General features: G+C 63.9%; 8 protein-coding genes and 1 tRNA gene. 8 read left to right on the top strand and 1 reads right to left on the bottom strand.

Going from position 1 to position 15,742, the window contains the following annotated elements:
• The first annotated feature begins 14 nt into the window (after positions 1-14).
• From EBN88_RS03295 to EBN88_RS03330, 8 genes are all read left to right on the top strand, one after another.
• A complete protein-coding gene (locus tag EBN88_RS03295) occupies positions 15-1,607 on the top strand; it encodes an alpha/beta hydrolase (RefSeq protein ID WP_122182254.1) in 1,593 nt (530 codons plus the stop codon).
• A 21-nt stretch (positions 1,608-1,628) separates the two neighbouring features.
• Positions 1,629-1,838, top strand: coding sequence for a zf-HC2 domain-containing protein (locus EBN88_RS03300; RefSeq protein ID WP_147472629.1), 210 nt, complete (start codon positions 1,629-1,631; stop codon positions 1,836-1,838).
• A gap of 34 nt (positions 1,839-1,872) precedes the next feature.
• Positions 1,873-1,946: transfer RNA gene (locus tag EBN88_RS03305), tRNA-Thr, on the top strand.
• Between the two features lie 420 nt (positions 1,947-2,366).
• Complete coding sequence (locus EBN88_RS03315; RefSeq protein ID WP_147472630.1) at positions 2,367-3,002, top strand: DUF4365 domain-containing protein; 636 nt, start codon at positions 2,367-2,369, stop codon at positions 3,000-3,002.
• Positions 2,999-4,177, top strand: coding sequence for a hypothetical protein (locus EBN88_RS30145; protein ID WP_147472631.1), 1,179 nt, complete (start codon positions 2,999-3,001; stop codon positions 4,175-4,177). Before EBN88_RS03315 ends, EBN88_RS30145 begins: the two co-directional genes overlap by 4 nt.
• Before the next feature lie 89 nt (positions 4,178-4,266).
• Positions 4,267-7,869 (top strand): helicase-related protein, encoded by a 3,603-nt coding sequence (locus EBN88_RS03320; protein WP_199742233.1) that lies wholly within the window; start codon positions 4,267-4,269, stop codon positions 7,867-7,869.
• Positions 7,870-8,013: 144 nt separating this feature from the next.
• Positions 8,014-10,806: a DUF1156 domain-containing protein gene (locus tag EBN88_RS03325; protein ID WP_122182284.1), complete on the top strand. Its 2,793-nt coding sequence runs from the start codon at positions 8,014-8,016 to the stop codon at positions 10,804-10,806.
• A gap of 88 nt (positions 10,807-10,894) precedes the next feature.
• Positions 10,895-14,350 (top strand): Swt1 family HEPN domain-containing protein, encoded by a 3,456-nt coding sequence (locus EBN88_RS03330; RefSeq protein ID WP_122182258.1) that lies wholly within the window; start codon positions 10,895-10,897, stop codon positions 14,348-14,350.
• Positions 14,351-14,983: 633 nt separating this feature from the next.
• Here EBN88_RS03330 and EBN88_RS03335 read toward each other — a convergent pair.
• Positions 14,984-15,709, bottom strand: a complete 726-nt coding sequence (locus EBN88_RS03335) for a restriction endonuclease (protein WP_122182259.1) — start codon at positions 15,707-15,709, stop codon at positions 14,984-14,986.
• Positions 15,710-15,742: the final 33 nt, after the last annotated feature.

Genomic DNA, 15,742 nt, shown 5'->3' on the forward strand with positions numbered 1-15,742 from the left:
ACCACGGGGGACCCATGCGCACCACCGGCCGCCTCGCCGTTTCCCTGATCACCGCCACCACCCTGTTCGCCGCCGGCTGTTCGTCCGGGAACGACCGCCCGGAGGACCGCGCGCCCGACGCGGGCGCCTCCGACGGGTCCTCGACCACCGAGCCGCCGGACGCGCCACCCCTCGAACCGCTGTCCGAGGAGATCCCGGACGAGCTACTGCCCTACTACGAGCAGCAGTTGAACTGGCGCGGCTGTCAGGCCGCCGAGTTCCAGTGCGCGTCCCTCACCGTGCCGCTCGACTACGAGAACCCGGACCCGGCCAAGGACCTCCAACTCACCGTCACCCGTTCCCGCGCCACCGACCAGGGGCAGCGGATCGGGGCGCTCCTGATGAACCCGGGCGGGCCCGGCGCCTCCGCCGTCGACTTCGCCCAGAGTGCCGCCGAGTACATCTACCCGGACGAGGTCCGCGCCCGCTACGACATGGTTGGCCTCGACGCGCGGGGCACCGGCCGGAGCGAGCCCGTCTCCTGCCTGGAGGGGCCGGAGATGGACGACTACACGCTGACCGACCGCACCCCGGACGACTCCGGCGAGGTCGACGAACTGGTCGCCGCGCACGAGGAGTTCGCCCAGGGCTGCCTGGAGCGCTCGGGTGAGCTGCTGGAGCACATCTCCACCGTCGAGTCCGCCCGGGACATGGACGTGCTGCGACAGGTGCTGGGGGACGAGCGGCTGCACTACGTCGGGTTCTCCTACGGGACCAAGCTGGGCGCCGTCTACGCGGGGCTCTTCCCGCAGCGCGTCGGCCACCTGGTGCTGGACGCGGCGATGGACCCGAGGCTGGACACCCTGAGCACGGACCGCGAGCAGGCGGGCGGGTTCGAGACGGCGTTCCGTTCCTTCGCCGAGGACTGCGTCTCGGGGAGCGACTGCCCGCTGGGGCGGGAGAGCGCCGACGACGCGTCCGCGCGGCTGCTCGACTTCTTCGCCGCGGTCGACGCCGAGCCCCTGCCGACCGGCGAGGAGCGCCGGCTGACGGAGTCGCTGGCCACCACGGGCGTGGCCTACGCGCTCTACTCCGAGGACCTGTGGCCCTCCCTGCGCCGCGCGCTGGCCGCCGCGATCGAGGACGGCGACGGTGGGCCCCTGCTGACCCTCGCGGACACGTACAACGGGCGTACGCCGGGCGGGGGTTACGCCACCGACATGTTCGCGTTCCCGGCGATCAGCTGCCTGGACAGCCCGGCGGGCAACGCGGACGCGGACGCGGTGCGCGAGCAGCTCCCCTCCTACGAGGAGGCGTCGCCGACGTTCGGCGCCGACTTCGCCTGGGCCACGCTGGTCTGCGCCGCCTGGCAGGTCGAGCCGTCCGGCGGGCCCGTCAGCATCGCCGCCGAGGGCGCCGACCCGATCCTGGTCGTCGGCACCACCCGTGACCCTGCCACCCCGTACGCCTGGTCGGAGGGCCTGGCCGACCAGCTCTCCTCCGGCGTGCTGCTCACCTACGACGGCGACGGCCACACGGCCTACGGCGGCGTCAGCGCCTGCGTCGACTCGGCCGTCAACGACTACCTGTTGGCGAACACCGTGCCCGAGGAGGGCACCACCTGCTGACCACCTGGGATGATCATGACCATGCCCTGTAACCACTACCGCGCCGCGATATCGGCCCGCGCCACGGGAACGCCCCTGCCCGTGGCCGTGACCGAGCAGGCGCTCGACCACCACCTCACCAGCTGCCTGAGCTGCGGCCGCTGGTCCAAACACCTCACCACCCTCCGCGCGGCCACCGACGACCTCCTCCGCCGCAGGAGGCCCGCCGGAGCACCCCCCAAACCTGTGTAGACTGGCCTCCGCCAAGCGCCCAACGGGCGCACCCGCCGCCTTAGCTCAGTCGGCCAGAGCGACGCACTCGTAATGCGTAGGTCGAGGGTTCGATTCCCTCAGGCGGCTCCGCAAGCCCCAGGCAGATAGCATCTGACCTGGGGCTTTTGCGTACCCACGACGTGCAGGCTTAGCGGATGCGACGTTGCGAAGCCGCAGGCGTGAGCGTGGCGTGAGCGGAGGTGCTTATGGGATGTGTATGGGCCTCGCTCTTCCGCTCCGCCGTACGCCGGAGCGGAACCAGCCTGGCGGCTGCCTCGGCCGCCTCCGCCTCGTGCTGCTTCTCGTCGAGCACTGAAGGCGATGCAGTACCGCACAGGGAGAGGTCGTCCTGGACCGCGGCATGGATGGCGTCGGCGAGTCGCCCGACGAACGTCTCGGCGCGCAGGGCGGCGCGGCGAGGCATGCGTGGCCAATGGGGCACTACTGAGTGCCGTCGCGTACAGGCTTTCAGCGGCCTGGAACTGATTGCTACGATCCCCTGACCGCGTGACGCTTGCGTACGCGCTGTGCACCCTGCCGGACTCACCTCCACCAGGGGTCGGCGGTCGCGTGGGGAACTGGAGAATGGGGCTGGGACGCTGGATGGCACTGAACCGGGACGTCCGACAAGGCCGTTACGGCGAGATCTTCGTTCGGGCGATCTCCACCGCCGCCGGGCTGACCGTCCAGAAGATCGAAGAAGACGATCACATGGTCGATCTCCACATCGGTCACCCGGGTCCACGGGGAAGCTTGCTCAACCCCAAGATCGACGTTCAGGTGAAGAGCAGCCGGAGGGTACGGTCGACATCCACCCATGTCAGCTACGGCCTGAAGAGCAAGTACTACAACGTCTTCGCGGAGCCGGCTGACAGGTTCTCTTTGCCGATCTTCCTCGTTGTCGTGGTCGTTCCCGAGGTAGCGGACGACTGGATGGGCGTCACGGAGGAGCAGTTGACCCTCCGCCGCGCGGCCTACTGGACGTGCTTGCATGGCCAGCCTCTCCGCCGAGAACTGGATAAGGACACCGAGGTCAAGGTGTCAGTGCCTCGTGAGAACCTGCTCACGAAGGATGCTCTCCTGCGGATGTTCGATGTCGCCGAGGATCTGCGGATGCAGGGAAGGGGGGTGCCGGTCCAATGAAACACAAGCAGCTGCCTGGCCAGGCACTTGAGGCCCTCAGCCCTGAGATGATCCGCCGCTACCTCACGGCCCAGGGTTGGGGTCTGGTCCAGGAGGAGCCGCGGGCCGAGGTCTGGGGGCTTGAACTGCCTGAGGGGCGTGTCGAGGCGCTGTTGCCCACAGACTCGCGCCTGATGGACTACGTCCAGCAACTGCAGATCCTCTTCAACACCGTGGCTGTTGTCGAAGACAAGGAGCCATTCGTTGTTCTGCGCGGCGTAGGGCTGGCTCAGACCGATGTGCATCAGGTTCGCCTGCTACCTGAGGGCACAGCTCCGGGCACCGTGTCGCTGGCTGAAGGCAGTCGTGCTGTGGGTAGTCTGCGTGACCTCTTCGTTAGCGCCGCGTACCGCGCAACGACCTGGCTCCAGAATCAGCAGCCGCGTCCCGTGGAGCCGATGCGCAAATCGAACCAAGTGTACGATTTCATCAGTCGTCGCGTGCTTCTCGGTCTGACACAACCGGGCAGCTACATCCTGACTGCAGAGGTTCCTCTGACGTCGCCAGTTCCTGAACAGCTGACGTTGGGCAGCGAGGGAAGGTTCGGTGGCCTGCCGCTCGCTCGACGTGTGTCGATGGCCTTCTTCGACGGCGCTGCTTCTGCTCACAAAGCAGCTGCTTACGCCACACGTAATTCGGGAGATCTAGCGCTCTTCGAAGAAGAGGCGCGACGTGGGTTGTCGGCCAATGTATGCGAGGCTCTATCAGAGCTCTCTTCATACGGGAAAGTTCCCTTTGAGTTGCACCCATTGTGGGCGAACGATCTTCCGTTGGAAGAACCTGGCCGTATTCTTGCATTCGGGCGCGAGACGATTGAGTACCTGCGCTCTGGGGCCGAGTATCTCCGTGAACGCTATGGCCGCCAGGGGGTATCCATTCGCGGCTTCATTACCAAGCTGGAGCGTGAACCAACCACAGGTCCTGGAACCGTCATTCTCCTTGGTCGTCCTGAGGATGAACCGACTAGCCGTGCCATGAGGGTGTACGTCGAGCTGGGAACCGAAGACTACCTCCGGGTGGGGCAAGCTCACCTCGACCGTCAGGAGATCGTGCTCCAAGGCGATCTTGAGCGCTCCGGGAATCGGTGGAACCTGGTGCGAGTGCATAGCCTGACAATCGAGGAGATCAGAGAGTGACGGATCCTTCGTGCCAAGGGCGGTAGCTCGATCGTCACCTTTGGTCATCAAGGCTAAAGTCGGTCATCAAGGCGCTGCTAGGGAGGCGCATGGAGGTCGAGAACGCACGCGACAAGCCCCAGCCCATCGCGCCCGGCGACTACCCCGTCGGTGTGCGACTGGAGGAATTGACGCCGGGAGCGCAGGTCAGTGGTCTGACAGCCGCTGGCCCCGTGACAGTTGTGAGCGCCGACTGGCGGGGCAGCAGCGCGATCGAAGTCGTTTACCAGGACGACTCACACACCTTCGGCAGCGTCTTCCTCTACAGGGAGCATGAGGCGAACCTCAAACTGTACGAGCCCGCCTCCCGCGCCGACTTCTCCGGTGACCCTGCCGCATTCCGGCTTGTTGCAGAGGCCCTGCGTCTCCGCATGGCAGGGCTGTTCGATCCGATGCTCGCCGTCACTACGTCGGACCTCGAGGCGCTTCCTCACCAAATCCGCGCTGTTTACGCTGAGCTCCTGCCCCGCACGCCGCTCCGCTTTCTGTTGGCCGATGACCCTGGCGCGGGCAAGACCATCATGGCGGGCTTGTACGTGAAGGAACTGCTGCTCCGGGGCGATCTGGAGCGCTGCCTGATCGTTGTGCCCGGATCCCTGGTCGAGCAGTGGCAGGACGAACTTCTCGACAAGTTCGGTCTCCGCTTTGAGTTGCTCACTCGGTCCCTCGTCGATTCCATTCCTGACAGCAGCGTCTTCGAGCACCACTCTCGGCTTATTGCACGGATGGACCAGCTGTCCCGATCAGAGGAGCTCATGCAGCAGCTCCGAGACACAGACTGGGACCTCGTCGTGGTCGATGAAGCCCACCGCATGTCGGCCCACTGGTTCGGCAGCAAACTGAAAACCACGCGTCGATACCAGCTCGGACAGCTCCTGGGTAATATCGCCCGTCACTTCCTCCTGATGACCGCCACCCCGCACGCTGGCAAGGAAGACGACTTCCAACTCTTCCTAGCTCTGCTCGACGCGGACCGATTCGAGGGAAAATACCGCGAAGGCGTCCACACTGTCGATGCCGGCGGGCTGATGCGCCGCATGGTTAAGGAGGATCTTCTTACCTTCGAGGGAAAGCCTCTCTTCCCCGAGCGACGGGCCTACACCGTGCCGTACGAGCTGTCGCCGGCCGAGCATGACCTCTACGAGGCCGTCACGGAGTACGTCCGCAACGAGATGAATCGTGCAGACCGACTGCGTGCGGCTGGTGATGGACGCCGAGGCAACACCGTCGGCTTCGCGCTCACAGTTCTCCAGCGCCGTCTCGCCTCCAGCCCGGAAGCGATCTTGCGTTCCCTGGAGCGGCGCCGTGAGCGGCTGGTCCGCCGCCATCGGGAGATGCTGGCTGCTCCGACCACATCCCACCGGATTGATGACGAACAGCTCGGTCGCCGCTACAACGGCGTGACCGTGGATGAGGACTGGCAGGGTCGGCTCGACGACCTGGACAGCCACGAACGAGAAACGCTGGAAGAGGAAGTCCTCGACGCGGCGACCGCCGCCCGCACCGCCGCCGAGCTGTCCCTAGAGATCGATCAGCTCGGGAACTTGATCGAGCTGGCCTCACACGTCCAGTTCTCGGGCGCTGACCGGAAGTGGACTGAACTCCGATCCCTGCTCCAGGACCACCACGAGATCCGCGACCGAGACGGCAACCCTCGCAAGATCATCATCTTCACGGAACACCGAGACACTCTCAGCTACCTAGTCGGGCGCATCCGCAGCCTCCTCGGACAGCACGAGGCAGTTCAGATGATCCACGGCGGCATACGACGCGACGAGCGTCGCCGTATACAGGAGCTGTTCACCCAGGAGCGCGATGTCCGCGTCCTCATCGCCACTGACGCCGCTGGCGAGGGCCTCAACCTGCAGCGCGCTCATCTTATGGTCAACTACGACCTTCCCTGGAACCCCAACCGCCTCGAGCAGCGTTTCGGCCGCATCCACCGCATCGGCCAGACCGAGGTCTGCCACCTGTGGAATCTGGTCGCCACTGACACCCGCGAAGGCGCTGTCTATCACCGACTTCTGGACAAGATCGAGCAGCAGCGCATCGCCTACCGGGGCCAGGTCTTCGACGTCCTCGGCGAAGCTTTCGAGGAGCAGCCCTTGCATGAGCTGCTCATGGAGGCCGTCCGGTACGGCGACCAGCCCGAGGTGCGAGCCCGGCTGGATCTGGTCATCGACCACACCGTCGGCGAGGGCCTCGACGAACTCCTCGCCGAGCGCGCCCTACACAGAGACCTGCAGACCGAAGCAGAAGTAACCGAAGCTCGCCTGCGCCTGGAGGAAGCCCGGGTACGGCGACTCCAACCCCACTATGTCGAAGCGTTCTTCCGCGCAGCCTTCAATGAACTGGGAGGGCGGCTGACGAGGCGCGAAGCTGGACGATTCGAGATCACCAATGTCCCCGCCACACTCCTGAACCGGTCCCCACGCCGTACCCTGGCCGCTCCTGTGCTACGCCGCTACGACCGCGTCGTCTTCGACCGAGACCTGATCCGCAGCCGAGGCCGGATAGAAGCAGCCCTGCTTGCCCCAGGACACCCGCTGATGGAGGCTGTCGTCGACGCCACCATTGAACGCCACGCGGCAGTGCTCAAGGCGGGCAGCATCCTCATCGACCGTACGGACCCGGGACAGACGCCCCGGCTCCTCGTGGCTCTCACACAAGAGATCAGCAACAGCCATCCGCAGCCGAACGTTGTCAGCAAGCGCTTCGACTTCGTCGAGCTCACACCTGACGGCCGGGCCAACCCCGCAGGCCCTGCCCCCTACCTCGACTACGACCCTCCAGCTGAGGACGAAGCCGAAGCCGTCACGCGGGAGGCTGCCCGTCTCGCCACACAGCCCTGGCTGTCCGACGGCATGGAGGAGACCGCTGTTGTTTGGGCCGCCGACCACGCCGTACATGAGCACCTGCGCTCAGTGCGCGATCGGATAGTCCCTGAAGTACGGCGGATCCGTGAGCAGGTGCAAGAGCGCCTCAACCACGAGATTGACTTCTGGTATGCCCGCCACCTCGAGCTTCTCGACGCCCAGGAACAAGGACGAAAGCTGAAGCTGCGCCCGGAGACAGCACGGCGCCGGGCAAACAATCTGGAAGAACGGTTGGAGCGACGCCTGCACGAACTGGACCTTGATGAGAGGCTCCTGCCGCGCCCACCCCGCGTGGCCGGCGGAGCGCTGGTCCTACCGCAGGGGATGGTCGACCAGCTGCTAGGACGAAGCCCAGGCCAGGCCGACATCACGGAGGCCGCACGCGATACCGCGGCAATCGAGCACCGAGCTGTTGCGGCTGTGATCGAGGCCGAGCGCGCCCTCGGGCGCAGCCCGGAGGAGATGCCGCCGAACAACAAGGGCTTCGACTTGAGGTCATGGTCAGAGGGCGGGGAGGATCTTCTTCACCTGGAGGTCAAGGGCCGCTTGGCTGGCTCGAAAGACTTCACCGTGACCCGCAACGAAGTCCTCCATGCGAAGAACGTGGGCGATCACTACCGTTTGGCCCTTGTGTCCGTCTCGCCTGATGGTCCTAAACACGACAAGGTCCGGTACCTGAGCAACCCCTTCCGTACGACCAGCACGGATGACTTCAACGTGACGAAGTTCGTCTTCCACTGGAAGCGCATGTGGGAGCAGGGCGATGTACCTCACTGACTGCGGCTCTTGGTGTAGGAGCGGGGTGAGGTGAAGTTGGGGCGGTTGCCAGCGGATGAGGCCATACTGAGTGACTGGGCCGACCGGTCTGCCGAGCGGCCCACCATGCATCACCCGCCCAGCCTGGAGAGAAGAGCGTTCCTCATGACGACGGTGCCCAAGCGCAAGCTAATCGAGGTTGCGCTACCGCTCGAAGCGATCAATCGCGAGTCGATCCGGGAGAACTATATCTACAAGGGCAACCCATCGGGGGTGCACAAGTGGTGGGCCCAGCGACCGCTAGCAGCAGCCCGCGCAGTCCTCTTCGCGCAGCTGGTGGATGACCCTACGTCTCGCCCGGACAAGTTCCCGACGGAGGAGGCGGTCGCCGCCGAGCGAAAGGAACTGTTCGAACTCATCGAGCGCCTGGTGGTCTGGGAGAACACCAAGGACGACGCTCTTCTGCATAAAGCTTATGAGAAGATCCTCGAGTCCACTGACGGGAATCCTCCTCCGATCCTCGATCCGTTCGCGGGCGGCGGCTCCATTCCTCTGGAGGCTCAGCGACTCGGTCTCGAGGCACATGCCTCGGACCTCAACCCGGTGCCAGTCCTGATCAACAAGGCGCTGATCGAGATCCCGCCAAAGTGGGCCGGGCGCCCCCCAGTCTTTCCCGGCGCCGCGGAAGAGCATGTGGCTGACACATGGCCGAAGGCTTCGGGCTTGGCCGAGGATGTTCGACGCTATGGCGCATGGATGCGCGACGAGGCCGAGAAGCGGATCGGCTACCTGTATCCGAAGGCCAAGCTTGACGACGGCAGCCAGGCCAATGTCATCGCCTGGATTTGGGCGAGGACAGTTCGCTGCCCGAACCCGGCATGCGGTATTCAGATGCCTTTGGCCAGGTCATGGTGGCTTGGCAAGAAGAAGGGGAAGGAAGCATACGTAATCCCGAAAGTGCACGACGGCCACGTCACTTTCGGTATCGGCAGCGATCTGAAGGATGCGCCGAAGAATGATAACGACGGCACAGTGCGGCGCTCTGGGGCCGTGTGTATCGGATGTGGAGATACAGTACCGCTTTCCTATGTGCGAAAGGAAGGAAAATCTGGCCGCATCGATTGCAAGCTGATGGCCATCGCTGCGGAAGGGAAGCGGCGACGGGTTTACCTTCCCCCGAGCGACGAGCATGAGAAATGTGCGCGCGTCCCACGGCCGGATAATTTTCCGGATACGGAGCTCCCAGAGGCGGCTTTGGGATTCCGTGTTCAGAGTTACGGGATGACCCGCCACGCTGACCTCTTCACTGATCGACAACTCACCGCTGCTGTAACGTTTAGCGATCTGGTGCGCGAGGTTCGGCAGACCGTAAAAAACGATGCAATAAATGCTGGTATGCCAGAAGGGGAAAACCTGGAACAAGCTGGCGCGGGAGCTGAGGCTTACGCTGATTCGGTAGCCACCTATCTTGCTTTCGCGTTGAGTAAGTTCGTTGACTACAATTGCGCATTGGCTGTCTGGTATCCAAAGGAAGATCGACCAAAAAACCTGTTTGCGCGTCAGGCGATTCCTTTCGTTTGGGATTTTCCGGAAGTTGCACCCCTGGCGGACCTGGGAGGCTCTTGGAGTGGGAGCATCCGCGTCGTATCTGAGGCTCTTCTGGGGGCCCCCGCAGTCGAGCCTATTGGAGAAGTTCGACAGGCGAATGCTGCCGCGCGAAACTACCCTTCAGGTATGGTGATCTCCACAGATCCTCCGTACTATGACAACATTGGCTATGCGGATCTCTCGGACTTCTTTTACGTCTGGTTGCGGCGATCCCTGGGCGATGTCTACACAGAACTCCTCGGGGTAATGCTGACGCCGAAAGCGGAAGAACTTGTCGCTGATGAATTTCGGCACGGGGGAAAGAAGGGAGCCGAGAGATTTTTTGAGCGTGGATTCGAGAAGGTGTTTGAGAGTGCCAGGAAAGGCTACTCGGAGAACTTTCCGATCACTGTTTATTATGCCTTCAAGCAATCTGAATCCACTGATGAAGGGGAGGCGTCGACAGGCTGGGAAACCTTGCTCGCAGGAATGATTCGTGCCGGTTGGTCTGTGACAGGCACTTGGCCAATGCGTACCGAACGTGCTGGCCGGACACGTCACATCTCAAGTAATGCTCTAGCGTCGTCAATCGTTCTTGCTTGCCGACCCCGACCAGAAGATGCCCCAACAACCACTCGTCGGGCATTCCTCGCTGCGCTAAAAGACGAGATGCCCTTGAAGCTCAACGAGTTGCAGCAAGGCTCCATTGCCCCTGTTGACCTCGCACAGGCTGCGATTGGCCCGGGAATGTCAGTTTTCTCCCGCTATGATCAGGTTCTAGAGGCCGACGGTAGCCCTATGTCCGTGCGTACTGCTCTTACGCTCATCAACCAGATCCTCGACGAGGTGCTGTCCGAGCAGGAGGGGGACTTCGATGCCGATACTCGGTTTTGCGTGCAGTGGTTCAAACACTTCGGCTGGAACGATGGAACGTTCGGTGACGCCGACAACATGGCTCGAGGCCGGAACACCTCGGTCGAGGGTGTGCAGCGGGGAGGGGTGTTCCGGGCTGTAGCCGGCAAGGCGCGCCTCATCCCATTCTCCGAGATGCCCTCTGACTGGCACCCTGAGGCAGACGAGCGCATCAGCCTCTGGGAAGTGGTCCTCCATCTCGCCAAGGCGCTCGACGAGGAAGGTGGGGAAGCCGCCGCCCGCCTCATGGCCGCAGCTCGCGCTCGGGTGGACATGGATGCGGCTCAGGAGCTCGCGTACCTGCTTTTCTCCATCTGTGAGAAGCGTGGCCTCGCGCAGGAGGCGATCCTCTTCAACGGCCTCGGCCAGTCCTGGTCCGACCTGACAGCCGCGTCCCGCAAGCAGGCAGTCGCGAAGCCCAAGGCCGTTCAGGATGGGTTTGCATTCGGTGAGGAATAGTGGCTGAACCGGCCGCTCGATCGTCCAGCGGCGTAGCACGATAGATACCGGCACAGCAACGACGGGAACACGAGGGCGAGGACAGGCGATGGCGACGAGCAACCGCGAGCGTGTAGGCAACGGCTTCGAACTGTTGGCAGAGGGGCTGGGGCCCTTCGTCGACGAAGTCATGACAGCCGCAACACCCAACGGGCAGGACTGGGTCAAGGTGCTCGAAGCGCGCGACGCCCAGAAATTCGGCACGAACCGAACCTACTCGAAGTCGGACCCGGCCGTGCAGCTCAAGGTCATCACCGAGGAGTGGCGGGCTGGGTTTAAGGACCGGCTCTCCCGAGGCGAGCAGTCCATCGCATCGCTTCTCCGGGACCATCGGAACAAATGGGCCCACAACGAGCGGTACAACCCCGATGACGCGTCCCATGTCCTAGACCTGATCGAGCGCCTGCTCACGGCTGTTGGTGACACCCACCGGGCTGCGGCCGTGCGCAAGGAGAAGAAAAACCTCCTGCGGGCCATGCATGACGCGGAGACCCGCGAGGCGGTCAGGGAGTCTGTTCGCACAGCAGTCGGAGTCCCCGGCATGGTTGGCAGGGGGCAGACCATCAAGCCATGGCGCGAGGTCATTCGTCCGCACCGAGATGTGGCGGCAGGCCGATACGCCTCCGCTGAGTTCGCGGCCGACCTCGACGGAGTGAGCCGTAACGAGGGGGGCGAGGAGTACGTACATCCAGTCCGCTTCTTCGAACGTACCTACCTCACTGCCGGCCTGCGGAACCTACTGTCTCTGGCCGCCCGACGACTATCCGGCGACGCTAGCGCGGACCCTGTCATCAACCTCCAGACTAACTTCGGTGGTGGCAAGACCCACTCGATGCTGGCTCTGTATCACTTGGCCTCCGGTACACCTCTCGCGGAATTCCCTCAGGACCTGTACGACGTAATCGCGGAGACTGAAGTCGTCTGGGATGGCATCGGCGAGATTAAACGTGTCACGCTTGTCGGGAACCGTATCAGCGCAGCTGACGGCGAAACCAAGGACGATGGGACGCACGTCAACACGCTGTGGGGCGAACTCGCCTGGCAGCTCGGCGGCCGAGAGGCCTACGAGAAGGTCGCGGCGGCAGATGAGGCTGGCACTAACCCGGGGCGCGCTCTCCAGGAACTCATCGCCGTGCACAGTCCATGCCTCATCCTCATCGACGAGTGGGTCGCCTACGCTCGCGAGCTGTACGCCAAGGACAACCTTCCCGCAGGCACCTTCGACAGTCAGTTCACGTTTGCTCAGACCCTCACCGAAGCTGTCAAGGCAGTGCCGGGTGCGCTGCTCGTCGTGTCCATCCCTGCCTCAGACAAGGCAGACGGCAGCGACGATGACGCCACCGGCGCCAGTGACCTCGAGATCGGCGGCCTCCACGGCAAGGCAGCACTCAAGCGGCTGCAGAATGTGGTTCGTCGCGTCGCCTATCCTTGGCAGCCTGCCACCGCACAGGAATCCTTCGAGATCGTCCGCCGACGGCTCTTCGAAGAGACTGATGCTGACGGCAGGGCTGAAATCGGAGCCGTTGCTAGGCAGTTCATCGAGTTCTATCGTTCCAAGCACGGCGAGTTCCCGCGTGAATGCTCCGAATCCGCCTACGAGGACCGAATCAAGGCGGCTTACCCGATACACCCCGAGCTCTTCGACCGCCTGTACAAGGATTGGTCTACCCTCGAGCGCTTCCAGCGCACACGTGGTGTGCTGCGCATGATGAGCACCGTCGTTCATGCACTCTGGGAAGCGAATGACCCGAGCCCGCTCATTATGCCTGGCTCGATTCCACTCCAAGATCCCAGGGTTGTCAGTGAGCTCAACCAGTATCTCGATGATGAGTGGAAGGTCATTATCTCAACGGATGTGGACGGCGAGGGCTCCATCCCGGTCCGCATCGACGAGGAACGCACCACCTTCGGCCAGCGACGCCTCACGCGTCGCCTTGCCCGGACGGTTTTCTTCGGCTCCGCGCCCACTCTCAACAGCGATCACAAGGGCATCGACCGGCAGTACGTATGGCTGGGAGTCGCCATCCCAGGTGACACCATCGGAAACTTCGGTTCCGCTCTGGACCTCCTCAGCCAGCGCACCACCTTCTTCTATCCGGAAAACGGCCGTTATTACTACAGCACCCAGGCGTCCATCGCTCGCTACGTTCAGGACCGGGCTGAAGCGCTTCGGGGCCGTCCCGAAGAGGTATGGGCGGAGATCGCGGAGCGGCTGCGCCGGGACCAGATGAAGTCAACGGGCCACTTCGCCCGAGTACATCCCGCTCCTGAAGGAACTGACGGCGTACCCGACTACGAAGAGGCTCGCCTGGTCCTCCTCCACCCCAGATTCTTCCACAGTAAGTCACAGAAGGAGACCAAGGCACTCGATTTCGTTGCTAAGTGCCTCAAGCAACGCGGCTCGTCTCAGCGTATCAACGTGAACCAGTTGGCGTTCCTTGCTCCTGATGAGCGGCGGCTCTTGGAATTGGAGGACGCCGTCCGTGACTACTTGGCGTGGAAGGAAGCGTACGCAGGTCGTGGTGAAACCGGTCTGAACCTTACTGCTCAGCAAGCCAGTCTTGCTGAGACCCGTTGCGCGCAGGCCGATGTAACAGTCAACCTGAGAATCTCGGGAACCTACACATGGCTTATTGTTCCCGAACAATTGCGTGGCGACCGCGAGTATGAGCTCAGGCCGTTGCGCTGTGAGGGCAGCGAGGACCGGCTCGCTGTGAGGGCTTCGAAGGTCCTCGTTGATGCAGGACTATTCACCGTCGAGTTCGGAACGCGCAACCTTCGCCGGGACCTGGACACTCACCTGCGTTCAGTCTGGGAAACTGGTGAAGTCTCGCTTGGTGCGCTGTGGGGCTATTACCGCAAGCACCCCTATCTGATGCGACTCAGGGACCGGTCGGTCTTGGAGCAGGCCATGCTTGCTGTGTTGTCGGATGGCATCACATGGGAGGCAGAAGGGTTCGCCCTTGCCGAGGGGCACGACGAGACGAGCGGTGCCTACGTCGGTCTCGCCCTCCCGATGCAGAACTCCTTCGGCCCGCTCACGGATGCAACGCTGCTTGTACGGCCGGAGCGGGCGAACGAACAGCGTCAGCGTGAGTTGGCTGCAGCTGCCCAAGCGGAAGCGGCACGACAGGAGGCCGAAGCACGCGCCGCATCAGCCGGGCCCCTGGCTTCACCGACAGTCGATCGTCCGACTGGTGACGGTGGCAGGCTCAGTGCCGACACTACGACGCCCGCACTTTCGGAGGCCACTGCGCCGGAGCCTGTACGCAACGTCAGGTTCTTCGGTTCGTATCCAGTAGACGCAGAGCGTAGCGGTCGTGACTTCGCCAAGTTCGTCGACGAAATCCTTCCCCACCTCCGGTCTGCATCGGGTGCTGAGGTCAAGATCCGGCTGGAAGTCGAGGCACGCTGTCAGGACGGCTACCCGAACGACAAGGTTCGCACGGTTACGGAGAACGCCCGGACTTTGAAGTTCGATCAGTATGGCTTCGAAGACGAGTAGCTGATCAGGGGGGAGTCACCGACTCCCCCCTGATCAGCTGGGCTCGTCCCGTTGTGAGATCGGCTCCAGCCACGTGCGGGCGTGAAACGAGGGAGTCAGCGGCGGGTCACTTGACGGCGACGATGTAGATGCTGCCTCGCCGCCTCATGCGCTCGCCGCGCTAGCGGCTAAGCGGATGGTGCCCCGCGGATTGGACTGCAGTCAGCATCTTCGCTGGCTCCGGGACGGTCTCACCGCTCCGAGAAGAGCAACGTTGGCTCGGCCCTCCCTGTCAGTCTGTGGTGATACACCCGGCATGCAGGTCAACCTTCCTGGGCGATACAGGAGCCTCACACCCCAGATGACCAGCACGAACGGCCCAGTAGCCGGGCCTGAGGATCCGGCTACCGAGACCGGCCCGGTCCCGCTTCCCGCCGGAGTGCAAGCTGCGCGTGGTCGTTGAGTATGACGCCGTCCCGGCCTGAGCGGCTCTACCACCCTGGCGGGCCGCACCGGATGCCGGGGGCCTGGCCGGCGCACCAGCCAGGCACGGCCGAAGATTGCCGCGGAAGCTGCGGAGCTGTAGCCGCTGCGGAAGGGGGTGGCCCGGACGGGAGCGCTTCTGCGCTGGCACCGAGCCAGGGCGCTGGGCGGTCAGCTGGCGGGCCTCTTCCTACGGTCGCGCCTGGGATCGCCGTACGTCTTCTTCCAGGTTTTGAGGTGCTTCCGGTCGCCCTGGCCGCCGACGCCTGCCTGGAGGACGTAATCCAGACGGGAGCCCTTGAGCCACGAGGCGAAGAGGTTGCGGCCGATGACGATGATGTCGTTGTCGTTCGCGTACTTCTCGGCATCGGTGGTGAATCTGGTGTTCGTCACGAAGATCGCGACATCGGCCGCGAAACTGGTCCGAGCCCCCAACAGGTCTCGCATGTCATGGCTGACGACCGACCGGTGCGTGGCGAAGTGCTTGCACTGGACCACCATCGAGCGACCGTCCGGCAGCACGCCCGCCACGTCCCTGCCCAGGTCCCCCTTTCCGCCGACCCACTCGACCTCGGTGCAGCCGCCCTCGCGGAGCATTGCGGCCACCATCCGCTCGAAGTCCTGCCAGTGCAGCTTGTCCACCTTCTCCAGCGTGCGGTTGGCATCCAGCACCCGCTGCTCCGCCCGGAACACCGCGTCCTTGGCGCGTATCTCCCGGTGGGTGCGCCAGCCCCACCACACCAGGGCCCCGACGCCGGCCAGCCCCACCGCCGCGAGCACGAACGGCCAGATCCGCGACCAGAAGATCACCACCGCCGCCAGCAGTGCGATGCCGGCGGCCGTTAACCGTCGGTTCCGCCTGCGCCGCCGTCCACGCCGCCGAGCCATCAGCCTCATCCCCCTCCGATCCCGTCACCGACACCAAGCGTG

The sequence above is a fragment of the Streptomyces triticirhizae genome (assembly GCF_003696235.1).
GTDB classification, from domain to species: domain Bacteria; phylum Actinomycetota; class Actinomycetes; order Streptomycetales; family Streptomycetaceae; genus Streptomyces; species Streptomyces triticirhizae.

Excerpts from the sequence above, each read along its gene's own strand:
- EBN88_RS03325 (WP_122182284.1), top strand. The coding sequence starts at position 8,014 with ATGACGACGGTGCCCAAGCGCAAGCTAATCGAGGTTGCGCTACCGCTC.
- EBN88_RS03300 (WP_147472629.1), top strand. The coding sequence starts at position 1,629 with ATGCCCTGTAACCACTACCGCGCCGCGATATCGGCCCGCGCCACGGGA.
- EBN88_RS03320 (WP_199742233.1), top strand. The coding sequence starts at position 4,267 with ATGGAGGTCGAGAACGCACGCGACAAGCCCCAGCCCATCGCGCCCGGC.
- EBN88_RS03295 (WP_122182254.1), top strand. The coding sequence starts at position 15 with ATGCGCACCACCGGCCGCCTCGCCGTTTCCCTGATCACCGCCACCACC.
- EBN88_RS03330 (WP_122182258.1), top strand. The coding sequence starts at position 10,895 with ATGGCGACGAGCAACCGCGAGCGTGTAGGCAACGGCTTCGAACTGTTG.
- EBN88_RS03335 (WP_122182259.1), bottom strand. The coding sequence starts at position 15,709 with ATGAGGCTGATGGCTCGGCGGCGTGGACGGCGGCGCAGGCGGAACCGA.
- EBN88_RS30145 (WP_147472631.1), top strand. The coding sequence starts at position 2,999 with ATGAAACACAAGCAGCTGCCTGGCCAGGCACTTGAGGCCCTCAGCCCT.